This window comes from Flavobacterium sp. Leaf82 (assembly GCF_001422725.1).
Classification (GTDB): Bacteria; Bacteroidota; Bacteroidia; order Flavobacteriales; family Flavobacteriaceae; genus Flavobacterium.
In genome coordinates this window covers 18,195-41,280 of record NZ_LMMA01000037.1, presented here as the reverse complement: position 1 = coordinate 41,280, position 23,086 = coordinate 18,195, and the positions used below count along the sequence as shown (strand labels likewise).

The window sequence follows — 23,086 nt, the reverse complement described above, 5'->3', positions numbered from 1 at the left end:
TTATAAATTTTGATTTAAAGATTTCCCCAGGCAAATTGCTTCCGGTCGATCTGTATATTTTCCGTAATTCGAAATTACTTTATAACCTTGTTTTTGATAAAACTGAACGGCACTTTCATTTTTAACACGTGTTTCCAGTACTAAATTCAAATATCCAAGAGATCTTGCTTTGTCTTCTAAAAATGCTAAAATCGTTTGTCCAATTTTCTTTCCGGCAACTTTAGAATACATTCGTTTTACTTCTCCAGTATTTTTATCTATTGGTCTGATTGCTCCGCAACCTACCGTTTCATTATTTATTTCAGCTACTACAAATACAAATTTTGAATTTTCATTTTCCCAATCCTGAAAAGAATTCTTTCCGTCACTTCCAAAACGAAGATAAAGATTTTCTGACAATTCTTCTGTGATCGCCAAAGCTTTTTCGTTATCAGGATTTGTGATTTGTATGGAAACAGATTCTTTCATTTGAGAAAAGACGATTGATGTTTTGTAGGCACTAATTTATTGGTGATACTTTGTGCAATTTGGCACTAAACATTTTTTAAATCACATTCACTTCGGCTTCGATATGAATTCCAAATTTTTCGAAAACAGTTTTTTGAACGTCTCTCGAAACGGCTAAAATTTCCTGTCCGGTTGCGTTTCCGTAATTTACCAAAACCAATGCCTGATTTTTATGAACTCCGGCATCGCCAAAACGTTTTCCTTTAAAACCAGCTTGTTCAATTAACCAACCAGCAGGAACTTTTACTTCGGTTTCAGAAACTTCATAAAATTTCATTTCAGGAAAATTTTGATGGATTTTTTCGAAATCGGATTTTAATAAAATCGGATTTTTAAAAAAGCTTCCGCTATTTCCCAGTTCCTTCGGATCCGGTAATTTGCTTTGTCTAATCGCAATTACGGCATTACTCACATCTTTTAAAGTTGGTGTTGTAATATTATTTTTGGCTAATTCAGCTGTAATATCTCCGTATGAAGTATTTATTTTATGATTGCGTTTCGTTAGTTTATAAACTACAGATGTAATGATATACTGATCTTTAACTTCATTTTTAAAGATGCTTTCGCGATATCCAAAATTACATTCCGTATTTATAAATGTTTTTATTTCCTGAGTTTCGATATTTATGGCTTCGCAGGAAACAAAAGTGTCTTTAATTTCGGTTCCATAAGCTCCAATGTTCTGAACGGGAGTTGTACCTACATTTCCGGGAATCAATGACATGTTTTCTAAACCGCCAAAATTGTTATCAATCGTATAAAGAACAAAATCATGCCAGGTTTCTCCAGCCTGACTTTCTACCCAGACAAAATCATCATCTTCTTTAATGATCTTTTTACCCTTTAAATCAATATGAATCACCAAAGCGTCTATATCTTTAGTTAAAAGCATATTACTTCCTCCGCCTAAAATAAATTTTTTCTCGTTTTTGTTTGCTGTCAAAATTGTTTTTAATTCATCTACAGAATGAACAGCGACAAATTGTTTCGCTTTAGCTTCGATGCCAAAAGTATTGTAGTTTTTTAAAGAAAAATTGGATTGGATTTCCATAAATAAAAGGCTTTTTAAGTCCCGATATTTCGGGATATTTCTGAGCTCAAAAGTAAGGATTATAATTTATTTGAATAGATTTTCTATAAAATAACAAATAATAAAATAACAAATAATAAAATAATAGAAATATGTGAAAAAAGAAATAAATCGTTTTAGGGACTTTTATTTTATAGCTTCAATAAATTGCTGCATTTCTTTCATGGTGCCAATCGTGATTCTGGTCCATTTTCCGCTTTCTTCATAAATCTTTGTTCCCATTATATTATGGTCTTCTAATTGTTTAAAGTAATCTTTTTTATAATTATCTAATGAAAAATAAACAAAGTTCGAATAAGACGGAATGCAACTTAAGTTGAGTTGCTTAAGTTGATCAATCGTATATTTTTTAACCTCTTCGTTTGCAGTATAAACCTGTTGAATAAATTTTTGATCGCCTAATGATGCGATTGCAGCAGCTGTAGAAACAACGGTAATGGTCAGGTTTGGCGATGATTTTAAAATACTAATTTCATTGATTGTTGCAGAGTTCGCAACAGCATAACCTACGCGTGCGCCCGCTAAACCGTACATTTTTGAAAAAGTTTTAGTAATAATCAAGTTTTTATTTTCAAGCACAAGATCGCTTAATGATTGTTCTTTTGTAAAATCGATATAAGCTTCATCAACAAAAACAATTGCTTTTTTTGTTGCTTCTTTTATAAAAGACACCAATTCCTCTCTCTCGCATATTGTGCCTGTTGGATTGTTGGGATTACAGATATAAATCATTTTTGTGTCTGAGTCAATTGCCTTCAACATTGCTGTTAAATCATGTTTTTTGTCTTTGGTTAAGGGAACGGTGATTTTTTTTAATCCTAATTTTTCAGAAGGATCTGTCCAATAATTATAAGTAGTTTCAGCCATTATAAAATTGCCTTTGCTTAAAGCTGAATATTGAAGAACCAGATCTAAAATTTCTGTTGAACCGGCGCCAAGCAAAATATTATTATCGGAAACATTGTTTTTTTTAGCAATAGCAGCAATTAATTCAGGATAAAAATTCCAGCCATAACGATTGCTATTATTTACACTTTTGGTCATAGCAATTCGCGCCAACGGAGACGGACCATAAGGATTTTCGTTTGATCGTAATAAAATAGGAGATTTGTCTAAAGTAGAAGAAATGTAATCTTCTGCCGGAGAATTTGCAAATGTTTCAAATGGGATTATACTTAATCCTACTGCGCCTAAACTTACCTTTTTTAACCAGTTTCTTCTATTATTCATATCTTTTTTGGATTAAATTAAACGATTTAATAGTAAGTCGTTAGAATTGAAGGAAAGTTACTAGCAGATGAGTTTTTTGCCGCAAAGTGCACAAAGTTTATAGTACGTGATTTGATTAAAAACACAAAGTTCGCAAAGCTTTGTATTGATAAAGCTTTGCGAACTTTGGTTTTTTTAAGTTTGGAGAGATAAAAGCTTAGCGCCCTTTGCGGTTAAATTACTTTCGAGAATCCAGCAACTCATGATATTTATCTGAAATAATCTTCATATTAATATCATAATTCGCATTTTCCTCGACAAACTTCCTATTTCTAATAATGGCATTATTTCTTGATTCAGCATTTTCAAAACTCCAAATCAATTCGTTAGCGAGCATTTCGATATTGTCAATTTCTATTAATTGTCCGTTTTCGCGATGATTGATCCAACTTTGATTTCCCGGAATGTCTGAAACTACAGGATAACAACTGCAAGCCATTGCTTCGAATAAAGAAGCCGAAACTCCTTCGGTAATTGGCATACTAATATATAGGTTTGATTGCTGGAGTAATTTTGGAAGATCTGTATTTGGGATTCTTCCTGTAAAAATTACTTTATTTTTTATTTGTAATGTTGCTGCTAAATCTTTTAAAGATTGCAATCTTGTTCCGTCGCCAACAATTGTCAACGAAAAATCGATTCCTTTTTGGTGTAAAATGGCAACCGCTTTTAAGATAGAATCATGACGATATTCCGGTTGTAAAGATCGCGTAACAATAGCTTCGATTTTGTTCGAATTATTGATTGAAGAAGAAAAAAGCGATAAATCGATTCCTTTTGGGATTACCAAAACTTTGTTCATATCAACGCCAATTGCTTTCATCGAAATCGTCATAACAGGTCCCCAGGCATGAATTAAATCAGCTTTTTTGAAAGCATGTTTCTGAATAATTTTTTTAAAGGGTAATAAAACAGAACCTTCCGGCCATAAATCAGTTCTGCCTTGTTGCGCAATTGCAATAGGATGCATTCCTGAAATTGCAGCTAGAAAACCATAACTGGTGGTTCTTTCGGCAATAACCATATCCGGTTTTTCTCGTTTTATTGTTTTGCGAATAGAAATAGGAGAGAACAGGTATTCTAAAATACGCTTGAACCTGTTGATTTTTGAGTTGTTTGGTGTTTGAAGTTCCCATGTGCAAATTTCAAAATCGCCAAATTCTTTCAAACCTTTCATCCACGTAATCGCGTCTGCACGATAGGATTCTCCCAGAAAAAGTATTTTTCTTCTTTTCATTCGGCAAACTTAATTTTTTTTGCCACAGATTAAAAGATTTTAAAGAATTATTAATCTGTGGCTAACTAAGCATTAACGGATTCGTTTTAATTTTTGCCACGAATTTCACAAATTCCCACTAATTAATTCGTGTTTATTCGTGAAGTTCGTGGCGATATTTTTAGAACTCGTCTTCTGTTTCTAATGCGCGATTAATAAACTCGTTTAGTGATTTTAAAGCGATTAGTTTTTTGCTCATTTTGGCTACAAAGTCTTTTTGAGTAACTTCTGAGATGTCATATTTTTGAGTTGCCGTGAAACTTTTCAATTTTAAAAAATCAATTGCCGGATGGTCTTTTTCATAACCTCTTGGCGGATTTTTAAGTGAATTGTTTTCATCGAAATCTAAACTTCCAAATTCTTTTTTGAAGTCTTTGTTCTTTAAAATTGCTTCTAAATCTTCATGGAAAAAAGCAATTTCCTTGCGGACTTTTTTTAATTGATCCGGATCTGGAGAATAAAATCCTCCGGCAATAAAACTGGCGCCTTTTTCAATATGGACATAATATCCGGAACGATTTTGTCCTTTTGCTCCAGATGAAAGCCAAACACCCAAATGCGCTTTATAAGGAGATTTGTCTTTAGAAAACCGAATATCACGATTGATTCTAAACGTGCAGTTTTTAACTTCTAATAATTCTAATGACGGATCAAGCGGTTTCATTGCATCCAGAAAATCACTTACCAATTGGTGATAATCTTTTTTGAAGATCTCGTATCGCTTTTTATTGTCCTGAAACCAATCTCTATTGTTGTTCTTTTTTAAATCGTCTAAAAATTGCAATGATTCTTTCGTTAGCATATTCTGTGTTTTATTGCAGTTGTTTTTTTAAGTCTTTTTCACTGATAAAGCCGGTTGTTTTCCATTGTACGGCTTTGTTTTCGTATAATACAATTGTTGGTAATTGGTCAATTTTTAGCTGAGTTGCCAATGTTTTATTTTTATCAACATCAATTCTAATAATAGTTACTTTGTCTGCCAGGTCTTTTTGCATGGTTAAAAGAAAGGGTTCCATTTGCTTGCATGGTCCACACCAAACAGCATAAAAATCTACGAGAACTTTTTTGTCTGAATTTAATAAATCATTAAAATCATTCATAGACATTCCGGCTTCTGCTTCTGCAGGAATTCCAAATCCTTCTTCGTTCCAGTTCAGGAAACCACCATCTAATTCGTAAACATTCGTAAAACCTAATTCGCTTAGTTTTGCTGCTGTTTTTTTACTTCTTCCTCCGCTAAGGCAATACACAAAAACAGGTTTAGATTTGTCAAGAGCTGCTGCTTTTGTTTCAAAATCTGCACTATTCCAGTTTACATTTTTGGCATTTTCTATATGATCAGATTCAAATTCATCCGGAGTTCGAACATCTAAAATTTGTGGATGATCGCTTGTTTTAATTTTTTCTGCAAATTCTTTTGGAGAAATAGATTCAACAGAACTGGCTTTTTTTTCATTACAGGAAATACATACAGTTGAAATAATCAGGAATAAAATTTTGTGGAATTTCATGGGATTAAATTTTAGAAATGGTATTGCTAAAGTAATGATTTTTCAATTTTGAACTCTTAATAGAAAGTGAAATAAAAAAAGATTTGCCACGAATTTCACGAATTAGCGCAAATTTTTAAATGGTTTTAATTACCATATTCATCTTTTTTGTCATTTCGACCGAAGGGAGAAATCACAAGTTTTTAGCGCATAACAAGAAAATAATTCGTGCTAATTCGTGAAATTCGTGGCAAAAAAAACATTGCAAAAAAAATCACAAATTAAATATCTTATAACTCTGATGTGTGGATTTTACAATTGCTTCGGTACGTTCCGGATGTGTATCTGAAATAAAAAGCTGCCCGAAAGTTTCGGTATTGACCATTTCGATAATTTTACCAACCCGCGTTTCGTCAAGTTTGTCAAAAATATCATCAAATAATAAAAGGGGTTTTACACCGCTTTGTTTCTTTAGAAATTCAAACTGAGCCAATTTCAAAGCAATCAAAAATGATTTTTGCTGACCTTGTGACCCGAATTTTTTTATTGGATGTGAATCAATTTCAAAAGACAAATCATCTTTATGGATTCCAACACTTGTATAATGCAGTGCACGATCCTTATTGATGTTTTCCTGTAAAAGGGTAAGTAAATCTTTATCATACAAATGACTTTCATAAACGAGTTGCACCGTTTCTTCAGATCCGGTTATCGCTTGATGATGTACATTAAATATAGGTATAAATTGTTCGAGGAAATCTTTTCGTTTTTCAAAAATCGATTTCCCAAAACTATTCAACTGTTCATTATATATAGATAAGGTATCATTGTCGAAAGTATGATTTAAAGCAAAATACTTCAACAATGCATTTCGCTGTACAATAACTTTTTGATATTGAATAAGCTGATGCAAATAAGTCGAGTCTAATTGCGAAATTACACTATCTATAAATTTACGGCGTGTTTCGCTTCCTTCAACAATTAAATCACGATCAGCAGGCGAAATAATAACCAGCGGAATAAACCCAATATGATCGGAGAACTTGTCATAAGCTTTTCCGTTTCTTTTTAATATTTTCTTTTGTCCTTTTTTTAAGCTGCAGACGATTTGTTCAGTTCTGTCGTTTTTTTCCAGTTCAGCATCAATTACAAAAAACTCTTCTCCGTGTTTGATGTTTTGCACCGCCAACGGATTAAAATAACTTTTTCCGTAAGCTAAATGATAAATTGCATCAAGTACATTGGTTTTTCCAATTCCGTTTTTACCAACAAAACAATTGATCTTGCGGTCAAAGTCAAAACTGACTTCTGAGAAATTTTTATAATTGAATAAGGAAATTTTGTTTAAATACATTTTTTAAGGGACTGTAAGGGCAAATTTAATGCTTTAGAAAATAAATGTTTCTTTTATTTATTAAGTTTTTCTGTCAGAGATTAAAAGATTTAAAGCATTTATCACATAGTTGCAATCGTATTGCTATAAAATCTGTGATAATTTGTAAAATCCAGGACTAAAATTATAATAAAAGCAGAAGAAAAAGGATGTTTTTGATAGCAAAAATTTGAGGATGCAAAATTACCAAAAATATCCAAATAATTAGGCTTTTAGCGGATTTCAGGGCAATTTATTTCGCTTTTAAATGTAAAGAAGATGCTGTTTAGTGAATTATTTTTTTAAAATGGATATAAATTTACTTTTTTTTGCTTTAGTTTCAATAAAAATTTTATTTTTGCCGTTCACTAAATTAATTTTAAATGGCTACTTACAATAAAAGAGGATATAAAGCACCAAAGGAAAAGGAAGTTAAAGAAGAAGTTGTCAATGAAGAACAACAAGTAATTCTTGATGGAAAAAACAGTACTACAGCTGACGTTTTTTCTAAATTAGATGAAACTGCTTCAAAAACTGAGGATTGGGTTGCTAAAAATCAAAAAATCATTATTGGTTTAGTTGCTGGTATTGCGGTTGCTACTATTGGATATTTGGCTTACCAAAAATTTATCGAAGCTCCTAAACAAGACGAAGCTGCAAGTGAAATGTTTGTTGCTCAACAAAATTTTGATAAAGCGACTAACGGTGTAGCTAGCGATTCATTATATAAATTAGCATTGAACGGTTCTGAAGGTAAATTTGGATTCGTAAAAATTGCTGATGAATATTCTGGAACTGATGCAGGAAATTTAGCGAATTATTATGCTGGTATGGCATATTTAAATACAGGTAAATTTGATGAAGCTATAAAATACTTAGGTAACTTTAAATCTAAAGAAGCTATCGTTAATGCTTTGGCAATTGGTGGTATTGGAGATGCTTATTCTCAAAAAAACCAACAAAAAGAAGCTTTAGACTATTATGTAAAAGCTGCAGAATCTAATAAAAATGATTTTACAACTCCTCGTTTCTTATTAAAAGCTGGTAAAGCTGCCTTGGCTTTAGGTCAAAAAGAAGACGCTTTGAAGTATTTAACAGATATTAAAGAAAACTACGATGCAACTCCTGAAGCAGCTTCTGTTGATGCATTGATTGGATTAGCGCAATAATAATTTTAGATTTTAGATTTAAGATTGTAGATTTGTATTTGAGAATTTAAAAATTTAAAATATACAGATGGCTACCGAAAATAAAAACTTATCAGAATACGATAAAAACACGATCCCAAATGCGAAAGATTTTCGATTTGGGATTGTTGTTTCTGAGTGGAATGAAACTATAACTGAAGGACTTTACAATGGCGCTTTTGATGCGCTTACAGATTGTGATGTTCCGGCTCAACAAATTATTCGCTGGAATGTTCCGGGGAGTTTTGAGTTGATTTATGGTGCAAAGAAAATGTTGCAAACACAAAATGTAGATGCAGTAATTGTAATTGGATGTGTAATCCAGGGACAAACCAAGCATTTTGATTTTGTATGCGAAGGCGTAACTCAGGGAATTAAAGATTTAAATGTTCAAACTGATGTTCCGGTTATTTTTTGTGTATTAACAGATAATAACATTCAACAGTCAATTGACAGAAGTGGAGGAATTCACGGAAACAAAGGAACTGAAGCGGCAATTGCAGCAATCAAAATGGCATATATCCGCCAACAAGCTTCGATGTCGCACCCATTTAATCAGCCTTTATTGTCTTCTGGAGCAATCCAAATAGAAGAAACTCCAAAAAAAATTGATAAAGAGTAAAACACATTTGTTTTAAAAATATTAAAACCTGTACTGTGTAAGATAGTACAGGTTTTTTTGTTTTTTTTATGACGCTACTTATTCTAAAAGCCAAGAGAAATTCATTAAATTTGTACCTCTTGGTTTTAAAATTTAAACCTTAACCTTTTAATTATTTTTTCTTAATGTCGAGTATAATTCAATTACTTCCTGATCATGTTGCTAACCAAATTGCCGCTGGAGAGGTAGTTCAAAGACCTGCTTCAGTTGTAAAAGAACTGTTAGAAAATGCTGTTGATGCTAAAGCAACTGACATTAAGTTGATTATTAAAGATGCCGGAAAATCATTGGTTCAGGTTATTGATAATGGTGCAGGAATGAGTGTGACAGATGCACGTTTGTGTTTTGAACGTCACGCAACTTCTAAGATCCGTCAGGCAGAAGATTTATTTTCATTATGTACAAAAGGTTTTCGCGGTGAAGCACTGGCTTCTATTGCGGCGATTGCTCATATGGAAATGAAAACAAAGCAGGATCAGGACGAACTGGGAACACATATTATAATCGAAGGAAGTAAATTTGTTTCGCAGGAAGTGGCCGTTTTACCTAAAGGAACTTCATTTGCCGTTAAAAATTTATTTTTTAATATTCCCGCACGCCGTAATTTCTTAAAATCTGATACGGTCGAATTTCGCCATGTTATGGATGAGTTTCAGCGTGTAGCTTTGGCACATCCAAATATTCATTTTACGTTTTATCATAATGGCAGCGAAATGTATAATTTGCCTGCCGCAGGATATCGCCAACGTATTGTTGGGATTATGTCCGGTAAAACAAATGAAAAACTGGTTCCCGTTAACGAAGATACAGAGATTATCAATGTTCAGGGATTTGTTTGTAAACCTGAGTTCGCGAAGAAAAACAGGGGAGAACAGTTCTTTTTTGTAAACGATCGTTTCATAAAAAGCGGTTATCTGCATCATGCGGTAATGGCGGCTTATGACGGACTTTTGAAAGATGGTTCGCAACCAAGTTATTTTTTATACCTGCAGGTTCCGCCAAATACAATTGATATCAACATTCATCCAACCAAAACTGAAATTAAGTTTGACGATGAACAAGCACTATACGCTATTTTAAGAGCTTCGATCAAACATAGTTTAGGGCAATTTAATGTTGCGCCTGTTCTTGATTTTGATCGCGATGCTAATTTAGATACGCCATATCATTATAAAGATTTAGAGGCTGAAACGCCTACTATTCAGGTTGATGGAACTTTTAATCCGTTTACAGATGATAAAACCAATCAGCATTATTCTAAAGCGAGTTCAGGATCTGGCTCGGGTTCCGGTTTTAGTTCCGGATCAGGATCTGGTTCAAATTCATATTCCGGATATAATAAAAGAGTAGAACCCACGGCAACCTGGGAAAGTTTATACGTAGGTTTAGAAACCGATACTATAGAAAGTTCTCCTTTTACATTCGAAAATGAAGAAGTAACTTCATCATTGTTTAATGATAACGAGGTCGAACAAGCGAGTCAGGGAACTTACCAAATTCATAAAAAATACATTGTTTCGCCAATAAAATCCGGAATGGTTATTGTTGACCAGCAACGCGCTCATCAACGTATTTTATACGAGCAATTTTTGCTGAATATGACCGTAAATCAAGCTTCAAGTCAGCAATTGTTATTCCCTTTGAATTTGTTTTATTCTTCTGATGAAATGACATTAATCGAAGAATTAAAGCCTTCATTAGAAACAACAGGTTTTGTTTTTGAAGAAGCTCAAACAGATCATATTGTAATTTCTGGAATTCCGGTAAATATTACCGAAAGTGAGGTTTCGATGGTTATAGAGCAATTATTAAGTGATTTGCAAGACGGAATCCCGGCAAGCAGTTACAGTCAGAATGATACAATTGCCAAGTCGATGGCGAAAAGTTTAGCGGTTAAAACAGGATCTTATTTAACCGAAAAAGAGCAAGATAATTTAGTAAACGGTTTGTTTGCTTGCAAAGATCCTAATATTTCACCTTTTCAAAAACCTACTTTCATCACGATGCGTGTTGAAGATATAGATAAAAAGTTTGCCTTATGATGAAAATAACTCCCGTAGTAAAACAATTATTGATAATTAATATTATTTTCTTTATCGGTTCTCAATTAGTACCGGTTTCGTATGAATATCTGGCGCTTTTTTTTCCTGAAAATCCGGGTTTTAAATTCTGGCAGCCTATTTCTCATATGTTTATGCATGGAGGATTTGCTCATATTGCGTTTAATATGTTTGCGCTTTATTCGTTTGGATCTACATTAGAGCATTTTTGGGGAGGAAAGAAATTTCTATTTTTCTATATCTCATGTGGCTTAGGTGCGGCCTTGGTTAATTTTGCTGTTAATTATTATTTTTATCAGGATGGTTTAAATATTTTACTGGCAAATGGATTTAATAAAGGTGATGTTCTTGCGCTTTTAAATGAAGGAAAAATTGATACAAGATGGCAGCAAATATTGACTGTTTCTGAATTTAAACATTTTACCGAAGCTTATTTGGGAACTGTAATTGGAGCTTCCGGCGCTGTTTATGGATTGCTTGTTGCCTTTACCTTTATGTTTCCAAATGCTGAACTTGGTATCATGTTTATACCAATTCCTATAAAAGCGAAGTATTTTGTTCCGGTTTATATGCTTTTATTTGATGGTTTCTTCGGTATTTTTGGAAGTTCTTTTATGGGAATTGAATCTGGAATAGCGCATTATGCACACATTGGTGGTGCTTTATTTGGATTTTTGATTATGTGGTACTGGAAAAAGAATCAGTTTAATAGTAATCGTTGGAATTAATTTTTAATTTTAATATCGCAAATAAAAACCAAAAAAAGCTTTTATGAATATTCTTGACGATTTAAAACTACAATATAGATTGGGCGGTATCGCAATGCGTGTTATTTATTGGAATATCGCATGTTTTCTAATCTCTTTAGTATTCTTCTATCAATATTCAGGAGGTGGTTTTGCGTACCCAAACTGGCTGGCTTTATCATCAGATCCAAGTGTGTTTTTGTTTAAGCCCTGGACATTTTTGACTTATGCATTTTTTCATGCCTCATTCCTGCATTTGTTGTTTAATATGATGGTTTTGAATTTTGCAAGCAATTTATTCCTGACTTTCTTTACTCAAAAACAATATTTAGGATTGTATATTTTGGGTGCAATTTTCTCCGGTATTACTTTTGCTTTGAGTTTTTACTTTTCAAACATTGCAGGATCTATTGTTGGAGCATCTGCTGCGATAATGGCAATTTTGGTTGCTGTAACAACCTATCAGCCTTTAATGAGTGTACGTTTGTTGCTTATTGGCAATGTAAAGCTCTGGCATATTACAGCCGTAATTTTAGTTCTGGATTTAATGCAGTTTCGCCTGGATAATACCGGTGGACACATTTCGCATTTAGCCGGAGCTCTTTTTGGATTTATTTTTATTAAACTGCTTCAAAATGGTGTAGATTTAAGTAAAATCATTTCCAGAACATTAGATTTTTTTACAAATCTGTTCAAAAAATCCCCTACGACCCCATTCACAAAAGTTCATAAAAATTACAAAAAACCTACTGAAAGAGTTACATCAAGAATTGTTACGAAAGATAAAACGCAACAACAAATTGATGAAATTTTAGACAAGATTAGCCAGTCTGGTTATGATTGTCTGACAAAAGAAGAAAAAGAGTTTTTATTTAAAGCTGGAAAATAATCCTTTTAGCATAAAAATATGAAAAACCTTTCGTGGTTTAATAAGATAATGTTCTTTTTGAATATAGTGCTGACTGTAGTAACTTTTAGTATTTATATTTTACCATTTTTAGCACCTAAAAGTTTTCCGCTTTTATCGGTGCTTACTTTGTTTATGCCGGCCTTTTTTGTGCTTAATGGATTGTTCTTCGTTTATTGGGCAATTCAGTTTAAAAAGCGCCTTATTTTGTCTGGTTTGGTTTTATTGACCGGAATCACCTTTATCAGCAAGTTTTATAAGTTCTCTGCTAAAGAATATGTCAAAGACGAAAAAGATTTCTCTATAATGAGTTATAACGTGCGCCTCTTTAATGTTTTTAAGTGGTTGGACAGAGAAGACATTCCGTCTAATATAAAAACTTTTATTGATGAAAAAGATCCTGATATTCTTTGTATTCAGGAATACTCCAATTCAGCTCATATCGACTTAAAAGTGTATCCTCATCGTTATATTTTTATTGATGGAAATCAGATTAAAACAGGACAAGCTATTTTTTCTAAGTTTCCAATTATATTCGAAGGAAATATTATTTTTCCAAATTCTGATAACAACGTAATTTATGCCGATATAAAGCGTGGTAAAGATGTAATCAGGGTTTATAATATGCACTTGCAATCGATTAAGATTTCGCCGGATGTAACAGATATTTCGAATAATATCGATAATGTAAATCAGGAAAAATCACAGCTTATTTATACCAGAATCAGTAAGGGATTCAGGCAACAGCAAGAACAGGCCGAAATATTTAAGGAAAATATTAAAAAATGTACAACCCCGTTTATTATTTGTGGAGACATGAATAATAGTCCGTTTTCATATGTATATCGAAGTATAAAAGGAAAACAAAAAGATGCTTTTGAAGAAGCAGGAGAAGGTTTTGGAGCTACTTATAAGTTCCGTTATTATCCAGCCAGAATTGACTATATTTTTACCGACAGTAAAATGAAAGTGAAACAATTTGAAAGCTTTTCTGATTTCGAAAATTCAGATCATTATCCAATAATGGCGAGACTTTCAATCGAATAAAAAGTTTGAAGTTTTAGGTTGTTTTGTTGAAACTTAGAATTTTAAACACAAAAAGATTAAAGTAGTTTTTGGGTTTTTAAATAATCCATTGCAAATTTTCCTTCATTAAAAAGTAAATCCAAAACACTTAAATTATTGATGAACCCGTGTTTGTCATCAAAAACCTGAGTATATTTTTCGAATGTATTAGGATCTTTTTTTCCGTTTGCCAAAATTCTGTAATCAGTAATATTTTCTGTTTCTGTGAAGTATTCAGTAGTTTTTGTAAACTCTAGCTTCATTCTTAGACATTTGGTTATAATATCTAAAACTTCCATGTTTAAATCCATCAGGAAAGTATGTTGCTTTTCGAAAACCGGGCGAATGTCGTCTTCAAAAAACTCAAAGAAAGGAGAACTTCTGTATCCGGCTTCCAGTGATTTAAAATGCTGTTTTTGCCAGTCGAATTCATTTTCGATTAAAACATCTTTGGTTTTTTGATGTAATGTTTTTGAATGTTTAACCGGGATATTCAATAGCTGAATTCCGTTTGGGCTATAAATATAAGTACGGTTTCTATTGGTTTGTTTTTGAAAATTATCTTCCATTTCAAAAGTAATATTTTCAGATTGAGCCATAACTGCAAAGTGACTAATCGACGGAAAATAGGTAGGAAGTAATAAGGAATTCATTTTTTCTGATTTTACGTTAAAAGTTTCAGGTTTCAAGTCTCAGGTTCTTTATGAACTTGAAACTTGAAACCTGACTCAAGAGCTTGCTCGAACAGGCGGAGCAAACAAAAATAACTATTTTTTTTTATGCTTTATTTTCTTTTCTTTTTTTCCAGAAATACTCTCCAACAAAATAAGCTGCAAGAATAATTAAGAAATACTTAAAGTAAGATTGTGGTTGTCCTTCTCCGTTAACAGTCGTGAAAACCCTGTTCCAGCGAATCTTGTTGATTCCTTTTCCGTTGGTATCCCAGCTCATCCAGATAAAAACAGGTTTTCCTACGATATGATCTGCAGGAACATAACCCCAATAACGACTATCTTCAGAGTTATGACGGTTGTCTCCCATCATCCAGTAATAGTTTTGTTTAAAGGTATATGTAGTAGCTTGTTTTCCGTTTATTAAGAAATGCGAACCGTCTAATTGTAGCGTATTGCCTTCGTATTTGGTAATAATTTCTTTGTAAAATGGCAATGACTCATTCGTTAATGCAACTGTTTTTCCTGCTTCCGGAATGTAAATTGGTCCAAAATTATCCTGGCTCCATTTTTTGATATGAGGGAAGATAGCATTGTCGTTTCCTCTGTCAATTTCTCTTTTTACAGCAGTAATTCCGGGAGTATTTTTTAAACGTTCTGCACTTGCTTCTGTCAAAGCTCTGAAATAAATAGTATCTCTTTTTTGTTGATCTTTAATATAAGCACCATCAGTAATATCAAGTTCTTTCATTAAAGATTCGAAATCAATAGAAGTTTTTCCGTCTAAAGCCACTGAATAAGAATATTGTGGTTTAGCTCTTTCTGGCATAACTAATTTTTTCCCGTTGATGAAAACAAATCCATCTCTAATAGACAAACTGTCACCAGGAATACCAACGCATCTTTTTACGTAATTCGATTTTTTATCGATTGGTTTTATAACTCCCGGTCTTCCTTTTGGCTCATAAAAATAGTGAACCGTATCTACAGGCCAGTTAAAAACGACAATGTCTGCTCTTTGTATTTTTTCTAAAGCAGGCAATCTAAAATAAGGCAATTGTGGCCAGCTTAAGTATGATTTTCTTTTTAAGAATGGTATTGTGTCGTGAACCATTGGTAATGCAACCGTTGTCATAGGTACACGTGGACCATAATTTACTTTACTCACGAATAAAAAGTCACCAATTAATAATGATTTTTCTAAAGATGAAGTTGGGATTGTATACGGTTGTACCACATAAGTGTGTACTAAAGTTGCAACGATAATTGCAAAAAGCAATGAACTTATAGTATCAGCAGTTTTATTTTGCGGTCTTAATTCTCTGGTAGCATTATATTCTAATTTCTGAGTATAGTTTACATAATAGATATAAAAACCAAAAGTAAAAATTCCTAGTAAAGTGTCTAAAGTAGATTTTTTACCAAACGTTCTTAAAGTTTCTACCCATACAACCGGAAACATAATCAAGTTGATAATTGGGATAAAAAGTAATATTGTCCACCATGTTGGTCGACTAATAATTTTCATTAAAACTATCGAATTGTAAACTGGAATTGCAGCTTCCCAGGTTTTTCTTCCGGCAGCCTGATATAATTTCCAGGTTCCCAGAAAGTGAATTACTTGTACTGCTAAGAAAAATACGAACCAAAGATATAGTGTCATAGTTTTTTGTTTTATGTTTCAAGTTTCAGGTTAATCGGTTAAAACCTTAGACTTTAAATTAGATTATTTTAAGTTTAATACATCTTTCATGCTGTAAATTCCTGTTTTACCAGCAAGCCATTCAGCAGCAATTACAGCTCCAAGAGCAAAACCTTCGCGGTTGTGAGCAGTATGTTTTAATTCTATACTGTCTACAAGTGAATCGTAAGTTACGGTATGAGTTCCTGGAACATCACCAATTCTTTTTGCTTCGATATGAATTTCAGTATTATTTTTTGCTTCTTCTAAAGTCCAATTTGCATAATTGCTATTTTCGATTACACCTTTTGCCAAAGAAATAGCAGTTCCGCTTGGAGCATCTAACTTTTGAGTATGATGAATTTCTTCCATTGTAACTTTATAAGAATCAAATTGTGACATGATTTTTGCCAGGTATTCATTTAATTCAAAGAAAATATTAACACCAAGACTAAAGTTTGAACTTGATATAAAACCACCTTGTTTTTCGTTGCAAAGTGCTACCATTTCATCAAAATGTTCTAGCCATCCTGTTGTTCCTGAAACTACTGGTACATTATTGTTAAAACAATTCGAAATGTTACTTACTGCTGCAGTCGGAACGCTAAAATCAATCGCGACATCAGCAGTTGAAAGTCCGTCGTATGTACTGAATTCGTCTTTCTTTAAAACAATTTCATGACCTCTTTCTAAAGCAATTCGTTCAATTACTTTACCCATTTTTCCGTATCCTAAAAGCGCAATTTTCATTTTGTATTTATTTTTTGTATTCAAATAACCTAAGCTATTTAAAATTGGTAATTAAAAGTTAGTCCAACGTTTGGTCTAAAAGTTACATCGTTGGGATAAATTTCCGGACGCATTGATAATCTTTCGCTTACGTTAAACTGAATTAAAGCGGCATCAATATTGGCATCGATAATGTTTAAAACATAAAAACCGACAACAAATAATGCTGATAAATCTCTGTTTCGCTGGTAAAATTTCTGTCCGGCAACAAGTCTGCTTTCGTCAAGAAACTGATAATCATCGTCATTGTAGCCTTCAAGTCTTCGTTTGTAGGCATTACGATAATCGCGGTATTTGTTATTATTGTCAATATAGAAATATAAACTTGTACCAATTGCTCCGTAAACCAAAGGTATTTTCCAGTATTTTTTATTGTATGCCTGACCTAAACCGGGTAAAATTGCCGAGTAAAAAGCTGCTTTTGCCGGAGTAAGCGGGTCTATTTCTTGTAACTGGCTAGTGTCTTTAACAATCAAAACCGTGTCTTTTTTTACCTGGGCAAAAATAGAAACGGTTCCTGTAAGAAAGAACAATAGAGTTATGGGGACAATCTTATTCACTATCGTTTATTAATTTTATAATTCGATTAAAGTCTGCTTCAGAATTAAAAGGAATTGTGATTTTTCCTTTTCCGTTGCCAGCGACTTTTACATCAACTTTTGCACCAAAGTAATCATTGAAAGTATTTTTTTGTGTTTCTCTAATTACAAATCCGGAATCCGTTTTTGGTTTTCCTTCTACTTTTGGTTTTAAACTTTCGTGATAATTTTTAACCAAAGTTTCTGTTTCACGAACAGATAAATTCTGGCTAACAATTTTTTGATAAATATCAGTCTGGATGTCCAGATCTTCGATATTGATAATTGCTCTACCATGTCCCATGCTGATAAAACCATCACGAATACCAGTTTGAATAATTGGATCCAGTTTTAAAAGACGTAAATAATTGGCAATCGTAGAACGTTTTTTACCAACGCGCTCGCTCATTTGTTCCTGAGTCAATTGAATTTCATCAATTAAACGTTGGTACGAAAGTGCGATCTCAATTGGGTCTAAGTCATGACGCTGAATGTTCTCTACCAAAGCCATAACCAATGATTCGTTGTCATTGGCAATACGAATGTATGCAGGAACATGTGTAAGACCAACTAAAGTGGAAGCACGTAAACGACGCTCTCCAGAAATTAACTGGTATTTATTGAAGTCTAATTTTCGAACAGTAATAGGTTGAATCACACCAAGTTCTTTAATAGAAGTGGCTAATTCGCGTAACGATTCTTCATTAAAATTGCTTCTAGGCTGAAACGGATTTATTTCTATAGCACTTATTTCAAGCTCAATAATGTTTCCAACAACCTTGTCAGCATTTTTGTCTTCTACTGATGTAATGTCGTTTTCCGGATCTTTTAATAATGCTGATAATCCTCTTCCTAAGGCTTGTTTTTTAATTGCTTTTGTCATAAAAACTATTTGCTGTTTTTCTTTATAATTTCTTGAGCTAAATGAATGTAATTAACTGCTCCTTTGCTTGTTGCGTCATAATTAATGATGCTTTCACCAAAACTTGGAGCTTCGCTTAATTTTACATTTCGCTGAATAACGGTATCAAAAACCATATCGTTAAAGTGTTTTTGAACCTCTTCGACAACCTGATTTGATAAACGTAATCTCGAATCGTACATGGTTAGTAACAATCCTTCGATATCAAGATCCGGGTTGTGTATTTTTTGAATACTTTTTATGGTATTCAATAATTTTCCTAATCCTTCAAGTGCAAAATATTCACATTGAATAGGAATAACTACTGAATCAGCTGCTGTTAAAGCATTCAGAGTTAGTAAACCTAATGAAGGTGCACAGTCGATAATGATATAATCATACTCGTCTTTTACACTTTCTAATGCTTTTTTAAGCATGTATTCTCTGTTTTCTTTATCAACCAATTCGATTTCGATGGCAACAAGATCAATGTGCGCAGGAATCACATCAACATTTACAGCTGAACATTTAATAATGGTTTCTTTAGGGGTGTGGCTGTGTTCAAGTATTTGGTAGGTACCAATCTCAACAGATTCTACATCGATCCCAAGGCCAGATGTGGCATTTGCTTGAGGATCAGCATCAATCAATAATACTTTTTTTTCTAAAACACCCAATGAGGCCGCAAGATTTACAGATGTAGTAGTCTTTCCAACGCCTCCTTTTTGATTAGCAATCGCAATGATTTTGCCCATTTATTTTCTGAATTTTGAACCGTAAAAATACAATTATTTATGGTTTCTGAAAATCTATTTTGTTAACATTTAAGAAACTTCGATTAATCGTTGTATGGTGCGTGTTTTGAGGAATTTAATTTCTGCCGGAATCAAAAATAGTGACGAAAATTCCCTCTAATTTATTCTTCTTTTTAGTGCAAAAACAACAAATCTGCAGTTTGAATCTTAAAAAAGTATTTAAACCCTAAATCTGGTTTTTATTTTAATTCTTTCTTTTTAAATCTTTTACTAAACTGGTGGTAAAAAATAAAATAGTAATTCCGCCCAATGCGATACAAATCCACATAAACCAGGATTGCTGCCAGAAAGATTTACTTGCGGTTTGACTTTTTACCGTAGTTTTTTGCTGAATATCGTATAAAGATGTTTGCGGCAAATTAGCAGCAATGTTACTTCTAAAATTCGAAAGGTCGTATTCTGGTTCTGCCAAATTTTTATTTCCTGTTTTTATAATATAGTTTTCATCGGTATTAAGATCAGCAACGATAGAAACTGGTTTTTGCGCGTATTTTATTTTCGAAATTTGTAAAGGCTGATTGTCGTGATTTTCAATTTTTATAAAGAATTCCTTTTCGAATATTTCAGGAAAAGTAAAGGTGTTTTTTGCAGCAGAACTTAATTCAAAAGAAAAAATTTCTTCATCGACAATCTGAGATTTTCTTCTTGTTTCGCGTGTTATTTTCTTGTAGAGAATTGCGGTACGTTTATAATAAGTAGGTTTAGAAATTTCGAATGTTATTTGATTAATAACTTGCGGCGCATCAAAAAGAACATGAATCTGAGTTTCTTTTTGTGATGCGTTTTCTTTTATATCCGTTTTCTTTGGCGTAATTTCCTGTAAAATGCTTTTTTGCGATTGGGTACTAAAATTTCCCACTTTTAGGATATTAACTGAAAGTGTTTTTCGATCATCAAAATCAATTTTTAGATAATGATAAGTACTTAACGGATAAGAAATCGTTTTTACAACACTTGTTTCTGATACACTATTTAGATTATAAAGGGTTTGCGAATCTGATATGCCAAACCATTCTTTCTGGTCGTCACTTCCTGAAACAGAATATTTTTTTTCTACATCAGAATTTGCAATAAAAAGCGAAAGCTGATTATTTTGTTTATTAGGCGGAATTGCAATAATAACCGAGGTACTTTTTTTAGGAGAAACCGTTTTTGAAACAATAGTATATTCTTCAAAAGTATCTGAAGTAACGGTGTTGTTGCTTTGAATAAAATACGGGATCTCATTTCCTTTAGCATCAAATATTCTAATATCGCTTAGATCTTGTTTGGAGTAAGACCTGATTTCTGGCGATAAAACAATTTCATGCAATCCGTTTTGCGAAACTGGTTTTATTTTTCCGGTCGTTTGATATTGACTAAACGAAAGGTTTGTAATAAAAAGTAAGGCTATAAATTTATTTAGTTTCATTTGGTTCTTCAGGCTTGTTTTCGTCAATAACTAGTACTTTGATTTTTTGATATACAAAAGAGATAATCAAAATTAAGATTCCTAAAAGGATAAAAGATATGATTTTTCCGGTTTCAGAAATGTTGCTGATGTCGTATAAAAATAATTTCAAAATCGTTAAACCAAGCAAGGATAAAGCAATTATTCGTAATGATTTGAGTTGTTTTTTTATTCCGATTATCAAAAACACAAAAGCTAAAATTCCCCATAGAATTGGCAATCCGGTTTTGATGATTTTGGTTGTTGCCAGACTAATACTTTCGCTTGCTGTGTTTTTATATAAAAAGGGTAAATCAGATTTATAACTTTCATACAACGCATTTGTTTGCACGTCATGAAGTGTTACTGTAGAATTCATTGCCACAAGTCCATGAAGCAAAACTTCTGAACTGGCAATATAGATTACAAAAAATGCTGCAACCCACATAAAATATTTGCTTTTGAAAAAAGAGAAATCAACTTTTTTATAGATCTGAAACAATTGATATCCAAAATAAATTGTAATAATCAAGGAGATATAATGAAGGTAAAAAGCAATTGATTTGCCGGTTCCGGAACTTATAATGTCTTTGTGTTCCAGGAAAGGATAATTAGAGAACCAGAATGCAAACAATACAATATTTGCAATCGCCAGTAATAAAGCACCCTGATATCCGGCTTCTGTTTTTCGTTTTATTAAATACGAAGAAAACAAAGCCGAGAATAATAAATGATATAAAATAGGTAACGTTATAGAACTGTATAGATTTTCGATATAATGATTGGACTGATAAATAACCTCGAATAAGCCGGTTAAATAGGTTAGGACGACGCCAATTTCTAAAGCGATTCGTTTGTGTTTTTCCGGGTTAATAATAAAATCGACAACTGTAGAATCTTCGATTTGGTCTTTTAGTAAATACCAAATTGCAAACAAAGAACTTACGGCAAAAACTCCTGTTATAAATATAGGATTAATGATAATATTCAAAGGTTCATTGCCATTATAGTATTTATTCCAGTCCATCATCAAGCTAAAGAGCATTAAAATATGAACGATTACAGAGCCAACTCTATAACTGCTAATCTTGGATTTTTGAGAAAGCCATAATAATAAAACGGCTTCGGCTGCCCAAAACAAGGTAATATAGTTGCCCTCAAACTGAATAGGAATTGCTAATGTTATAAAAGTCAGCGTTAACCCAATAAGTAAATAAGCCGCTTTCTGGTCTATGTCGAATTTTTTATATAAAAACCAAGCATAAATTAAATTTAAAAAGGCAAGAATCGTAGTAAATAAACCTTTTAGTTCCGGATGATAATGGGTTAAAATTGCCATTCCGGCGCCATAGAATAAAAACGTATTGCTGGCTAAAATAGTGAGCTGCGTTTTAGAGAAATCTCCTTTAGATCTTATGTTATTTACAATATTCATTAATATAAAAATGAAATAGAAAATAAAACCAAAGATCAAGGCTCCAAGATAATGAGGTTGGTCTGATCTTAAGTCTCTGGATAACCAAGCGGCGTATAATAATATGGTAAATATGTAGGATAGAATGTTAACCAGATTCCATTTTTTGTAATAGGCGATCGCTAAAATCCCAATGTTCAAAATAATAATATAGGTAAAAAGAACCACATAATTTCCTTCGCCGGTGCTAACCATAAAAGGCACTGCAAATCCGCCAATTAAAGAGAGAACCGCTAACTCGACGCGATCGTATGATAAAGATATTAAAGCACTAAATGCCGTAATAATAACCATTATACTAAAAGCTACGGTTTGATTGAATAAGTGATAATCATGAAATGCAATCCCAATCGTGAAATAGAAAATGGCAATCGCTCCGGCTACAATTACAGAACTGAAAGCGGCATAGTTTTTACGTAATTTGTGCGCAATTGCCATAACCAGAACGCCACATAAAACGCCAATTCCAACACGCGCAGGTTCGTTGATCCAGTCTTTGTCTATGGCATATTTTACAAAATAACTAATTCCTAAAACCAGAATTAGTACACCAATTTTATTGATAAGGTTTTCGCCAATGAATTTTTCCAGATCCGGATTTTTCTCTTTGAAATTTTCCCAGAATGATTTTTCTGGTTCAGCAGGAATTATTGGTTTCGGGATTGGTTTGGATTCAGGAACGTTAGGTTCAAGAGGTTTAGGCGAATTGTCAATATTGGCAGATAATGCGATTTTTTCTAATTGCTCGTCAGTAATTTTTTGTTCTGTAACTTCTGGCTTAACAACTTCAAACGTGTTTTGATTAGCTTGTTCAGGCTCGATCTTGAATTCTTCTTTTTTAAGGACAGGAATTGGAACAGCAGAACTATTTTCGACAACTTTTTCGGCTGTTTTAAGGAGATCTAGTTTTTTGCTGAGTTTCTGGATATCGTTTTCAAGGTGATCAAAACGACCTTTTATGGTATTAAGAATATATATAAGGAAACAAAATAATGCAACTATAAGAAAACTTTCCATAGAGATAAGTGTAATATTATGATTTGTAAATATAACAACATTTTAACATGGTGAGTTTTTTTACGTAAAAAGAATTAACGGTATTCATGATTAATTAAATA

General features: G+C 32.8%; 21 protein-coding genes. 6 read left to right on the top strand and 15 right to left on the bottom strand.

The window, feature by feature from the left end; translation table 11 throughout:
• The 7 genes from ASF10_RS23235 to recF form a co-directional block, all read right to left on the bottom strand.
• Positions 1-468 carry a GNAT family N-acetyltransferase gene (locus ASF10_RS23235; protein WP_056254968.1) on the bottom strand — a complete coding sequence of 156 codons (468 nt, stop codon included), beginning with the start codon at positions 466-468 and terminating at the stop codon, positions 1-3.
• A gap of 76 nt (positions 469-544) precedes the next feature.
• Positions 545-1,558 (bottom strand): UDP-N-acetylmuramate dehydrogenase, encoded by a 1,014-nt coding sequence (murB, locus tag ASF10_RS23230; protein WP_056254966.1) that lies wholly within the window; start codon positions 1,556-1,558, stop codon positions 545-547.
• A 165-nt stretch (positions 1,559-1,723) separates the two neighbouring features.
• A complete protein-coding gene (gene hisC / locus ASF10_RS23225; protein WP_056254963.1) occupies positions 1,724-2,827 on the bottom strand; it encodes a histidinol-phosphate transaminase in 1,104 nt (367 codons plus the stop codon).
• Between the two features lie 217 nt (positions 2,828-3,044).
• Positions 3,045-4,103, bottom strand: a complete 1,059-nt coding sequence (locus ASF10_RS23220; protein ID WP_056254960.1) for a glycosyltransferase — start codon at positions 4,101-4,103, stop codon at positions 3,045-3,047.
• Positions 4,104-4,263: 160 nt separating this feature from the next.
• Complete coding sequence (locus tag ASF10_RS23215) at positions 4,264-4,944, bottom strand: DUF2461 domain-containing protein (protein WP_056254958.1); 681 nt, start codon at positions 4,942-4,944, stop codon at positions 4,264-4,266.
• Between the two features lie 10 nt (positions 4,945-4,954).
• Complete coding sequence (locus tag ASF10_RS23210; RefSeq protein WP_056254955.1) at positions 4,955-5,653, bottom strand: thioredoxin domain-containing protein; 699 nt, start codon at positions 5,651-5,653, stop codon at positions 4,955-4,957.
• 253 nt (positions 5,654-5,906) lie between these two features.
• Entirely contained in the window at positions 5,907-6,986 is a 1,080-nt protein-coding gene (gene recF, locus ASF10_RS23205) for a DNA replication/repair protein RecF (protein ID WP_056254953.1), read from the bottom strand.
• Between the two features lie 401 nt (positions 6,987-7,387).
• Here recF and ASF10_RS23200 point away from each other — a divergent pair, with 401 nt between their 5' ends.
• From ASF10_RS23200 to ASF10_RS23175, 6 genes are all read left to right on the top strand, one after another.
• The gene (locus ASF10_RS23200; RefSeq protein ID WP_056254950.1) at positions 7,388-8,173 is read left to right on the top strand and encodes a tetratricopeptide repeat protein; all 786 of its coding nucleotides are present in this window, start codon (positions 7,388-7,390) and stop codon (positions 8,171-8,173) included.
• A 67-nt stretch (positions 8,174-8,240) separates the two neighbouring features.
• A complete protein-coding gene (gene ribH / locus ASF10_RS23195; RefSeq protein ID WP_056254947.1) occupies positions 8,241-8,813 on the top strand; it encodes a 6,7-dimethyl-8-ribityllumazine synthase in 573 nt (190 codons plus the stop codon).
• Positions 8,814-8,977: 164 nt separating this feature from the next.
• Entirely contained in the window at positions 8,978-10,894 is a 1,917-nt protein-coding gene (gene mutL / locus ASF10_RS23190; RefSeq protein WP_056254945.1) for a DNA mismatch repair endonuclease MutL, read from the top strand.
• Positions 10,891-11,640, top strand: coding sequence for a rhomboid family intramembrane serine protease (locus tag ASF10_RS23185; RefSeq protein ID WP_056254942.1), 750 nt, complete (start codon positions 10,891-10,893; stop codon positions 11,638-11,640). Before mutL ends, ASF10_RS23185 begins: the two co-directional genes overlap by 4 nt.
• A gap of 43 nt (positions 11,641-11,683) precedes the next feature.
• Positions 11,684-12,547, top strand: coding sequence for a rhomboid family intramembrane serine protease (locus tag ASF10_RS23180; protein ID WP_056254940.1), 864 nt, complete (start codon positions 11,684-11,686; stop codon positions 12,545-12,547).
• An 18-nt stretch (positions 12,548-12,565) separates the two neighbouring features.
• Positions 12,566-13,612, top strand: a complete 1,047-nt coding sequence (locus ASF10_RS23175) for an endonuclease/exonuclease/phosphatase family protein (RefSeq protein ID WP_056254937.1) — start codon at positions 12,566-12,568, stop codon at positions 13,610-13,612.
• 56 nt (positions 13,613-13,668) lie between these two features.
• Here ASF10_RS23175 and ASF10_RS23170 read toward each other — a convergent pair whose 3' ends face one another.
• The 8 genes from ASF10_RS23170 to ASF10_RS23135 form a co-directional block, all read right to left on the bottom strand.
• Positions 13,669-14,283: a WbqC family protein gene (locus tag ASF10_RS23170; protein ID WP_056254935.1), complete on the bottom strand. Its 615-nt coding sequence runs from the start codon at positions 14,281-14,283 to the stop codon at positions 13,669-13,671.
• Between the two features lie 124 nt (positions 14,284-14,407).
• Positions 14,408-15,964 carry a signal peptidase I gene (lepB, locus tag ASF10_RS23165; RefSeq protein ID WP_056254933.1) on the bottom strand — a complete coding sequence of 519 codons (1,557 nt, stop codon included), beginning with the start codon at positions 15,962-15,964 and terminating at the stop codon, positions 14,408-14,410.
• Between the two features lie 63 nt (positions 15,965-16,027).
• A complete protein-coding gene (gene dapB, locus ASF10_RS23160; protein WP_056254931.1) occupies positions 16,028-16,732 on the bottom strand; it encodes a 4-hydroxy-tetrahydrodipicolinate reductase in 705 nt (234 codons plus the stop codon).
• A gap of 38 nt (positions 16,733-16,770) precedes the next feature.
• Positions 16,771-17,331, bottom strand: a complete 561-nt coding sequence (locus tag ASF10_RS23155; RefSeq protein ID WP_056254929.1) for a DUF5683 domain-containing protein — start codon at positions 17,329-17,331, stop codon at positions 16,771-16,773.
• On the bottom strand, positions 17,324-18,232 hold the full coding sequence (locus ASF10_RS23150) for a ParB/RepB/Spo0J family partition protein (protein ID WP_056254928.1): 909 nt from the start codon (positions 18,230-18,232) through the stop codon (positions 17,324-17,326). Before ASF10_RS23150 ends, ASF10_RS23155 begins: the two co-directional genes overlap by 8 nt.
• Positions 18,233-18,237: 5 nt before the next feature.
• Positions 18,238-19,005, bottom strand: a complete 768-nt coding sequence (locus ASF10_RS23145; RefSeq protein WP_055093355.1) for a ParA family protein — start codon at positions 19,003-19,005, stop codon at positions 18,238-18,240.
• Positions 19,006-19,249: 244 nt separating this feature from the next.
• On the bottom strand, positions 19,250-20,476 hold the full coding sequence (locus ASF10_RS23140) for a hypothetical protein (RefSeq protein ID WP_056254925.1): 1,227 nt from the start codon (positions 20,474-20,476) through the stop codon (positions 19,250-19,252).
• Positions 20,463-22,985, bottom strand: coding sequence for a DUF2339 domain-containing protein (locus tag ASF10_RS23135; protein ID WP_056254922.1), 2,523 nt, complete (start codon positions 22,983-22,985; stop codon positions 20,463-20,465). Before ASF10_RS23135 ends, ASF10_RS23140 begins: the two co-directional genes overlap by 14 nt.
• Positions 22,986-23,086: the final 101 nt, after the last annotated feature.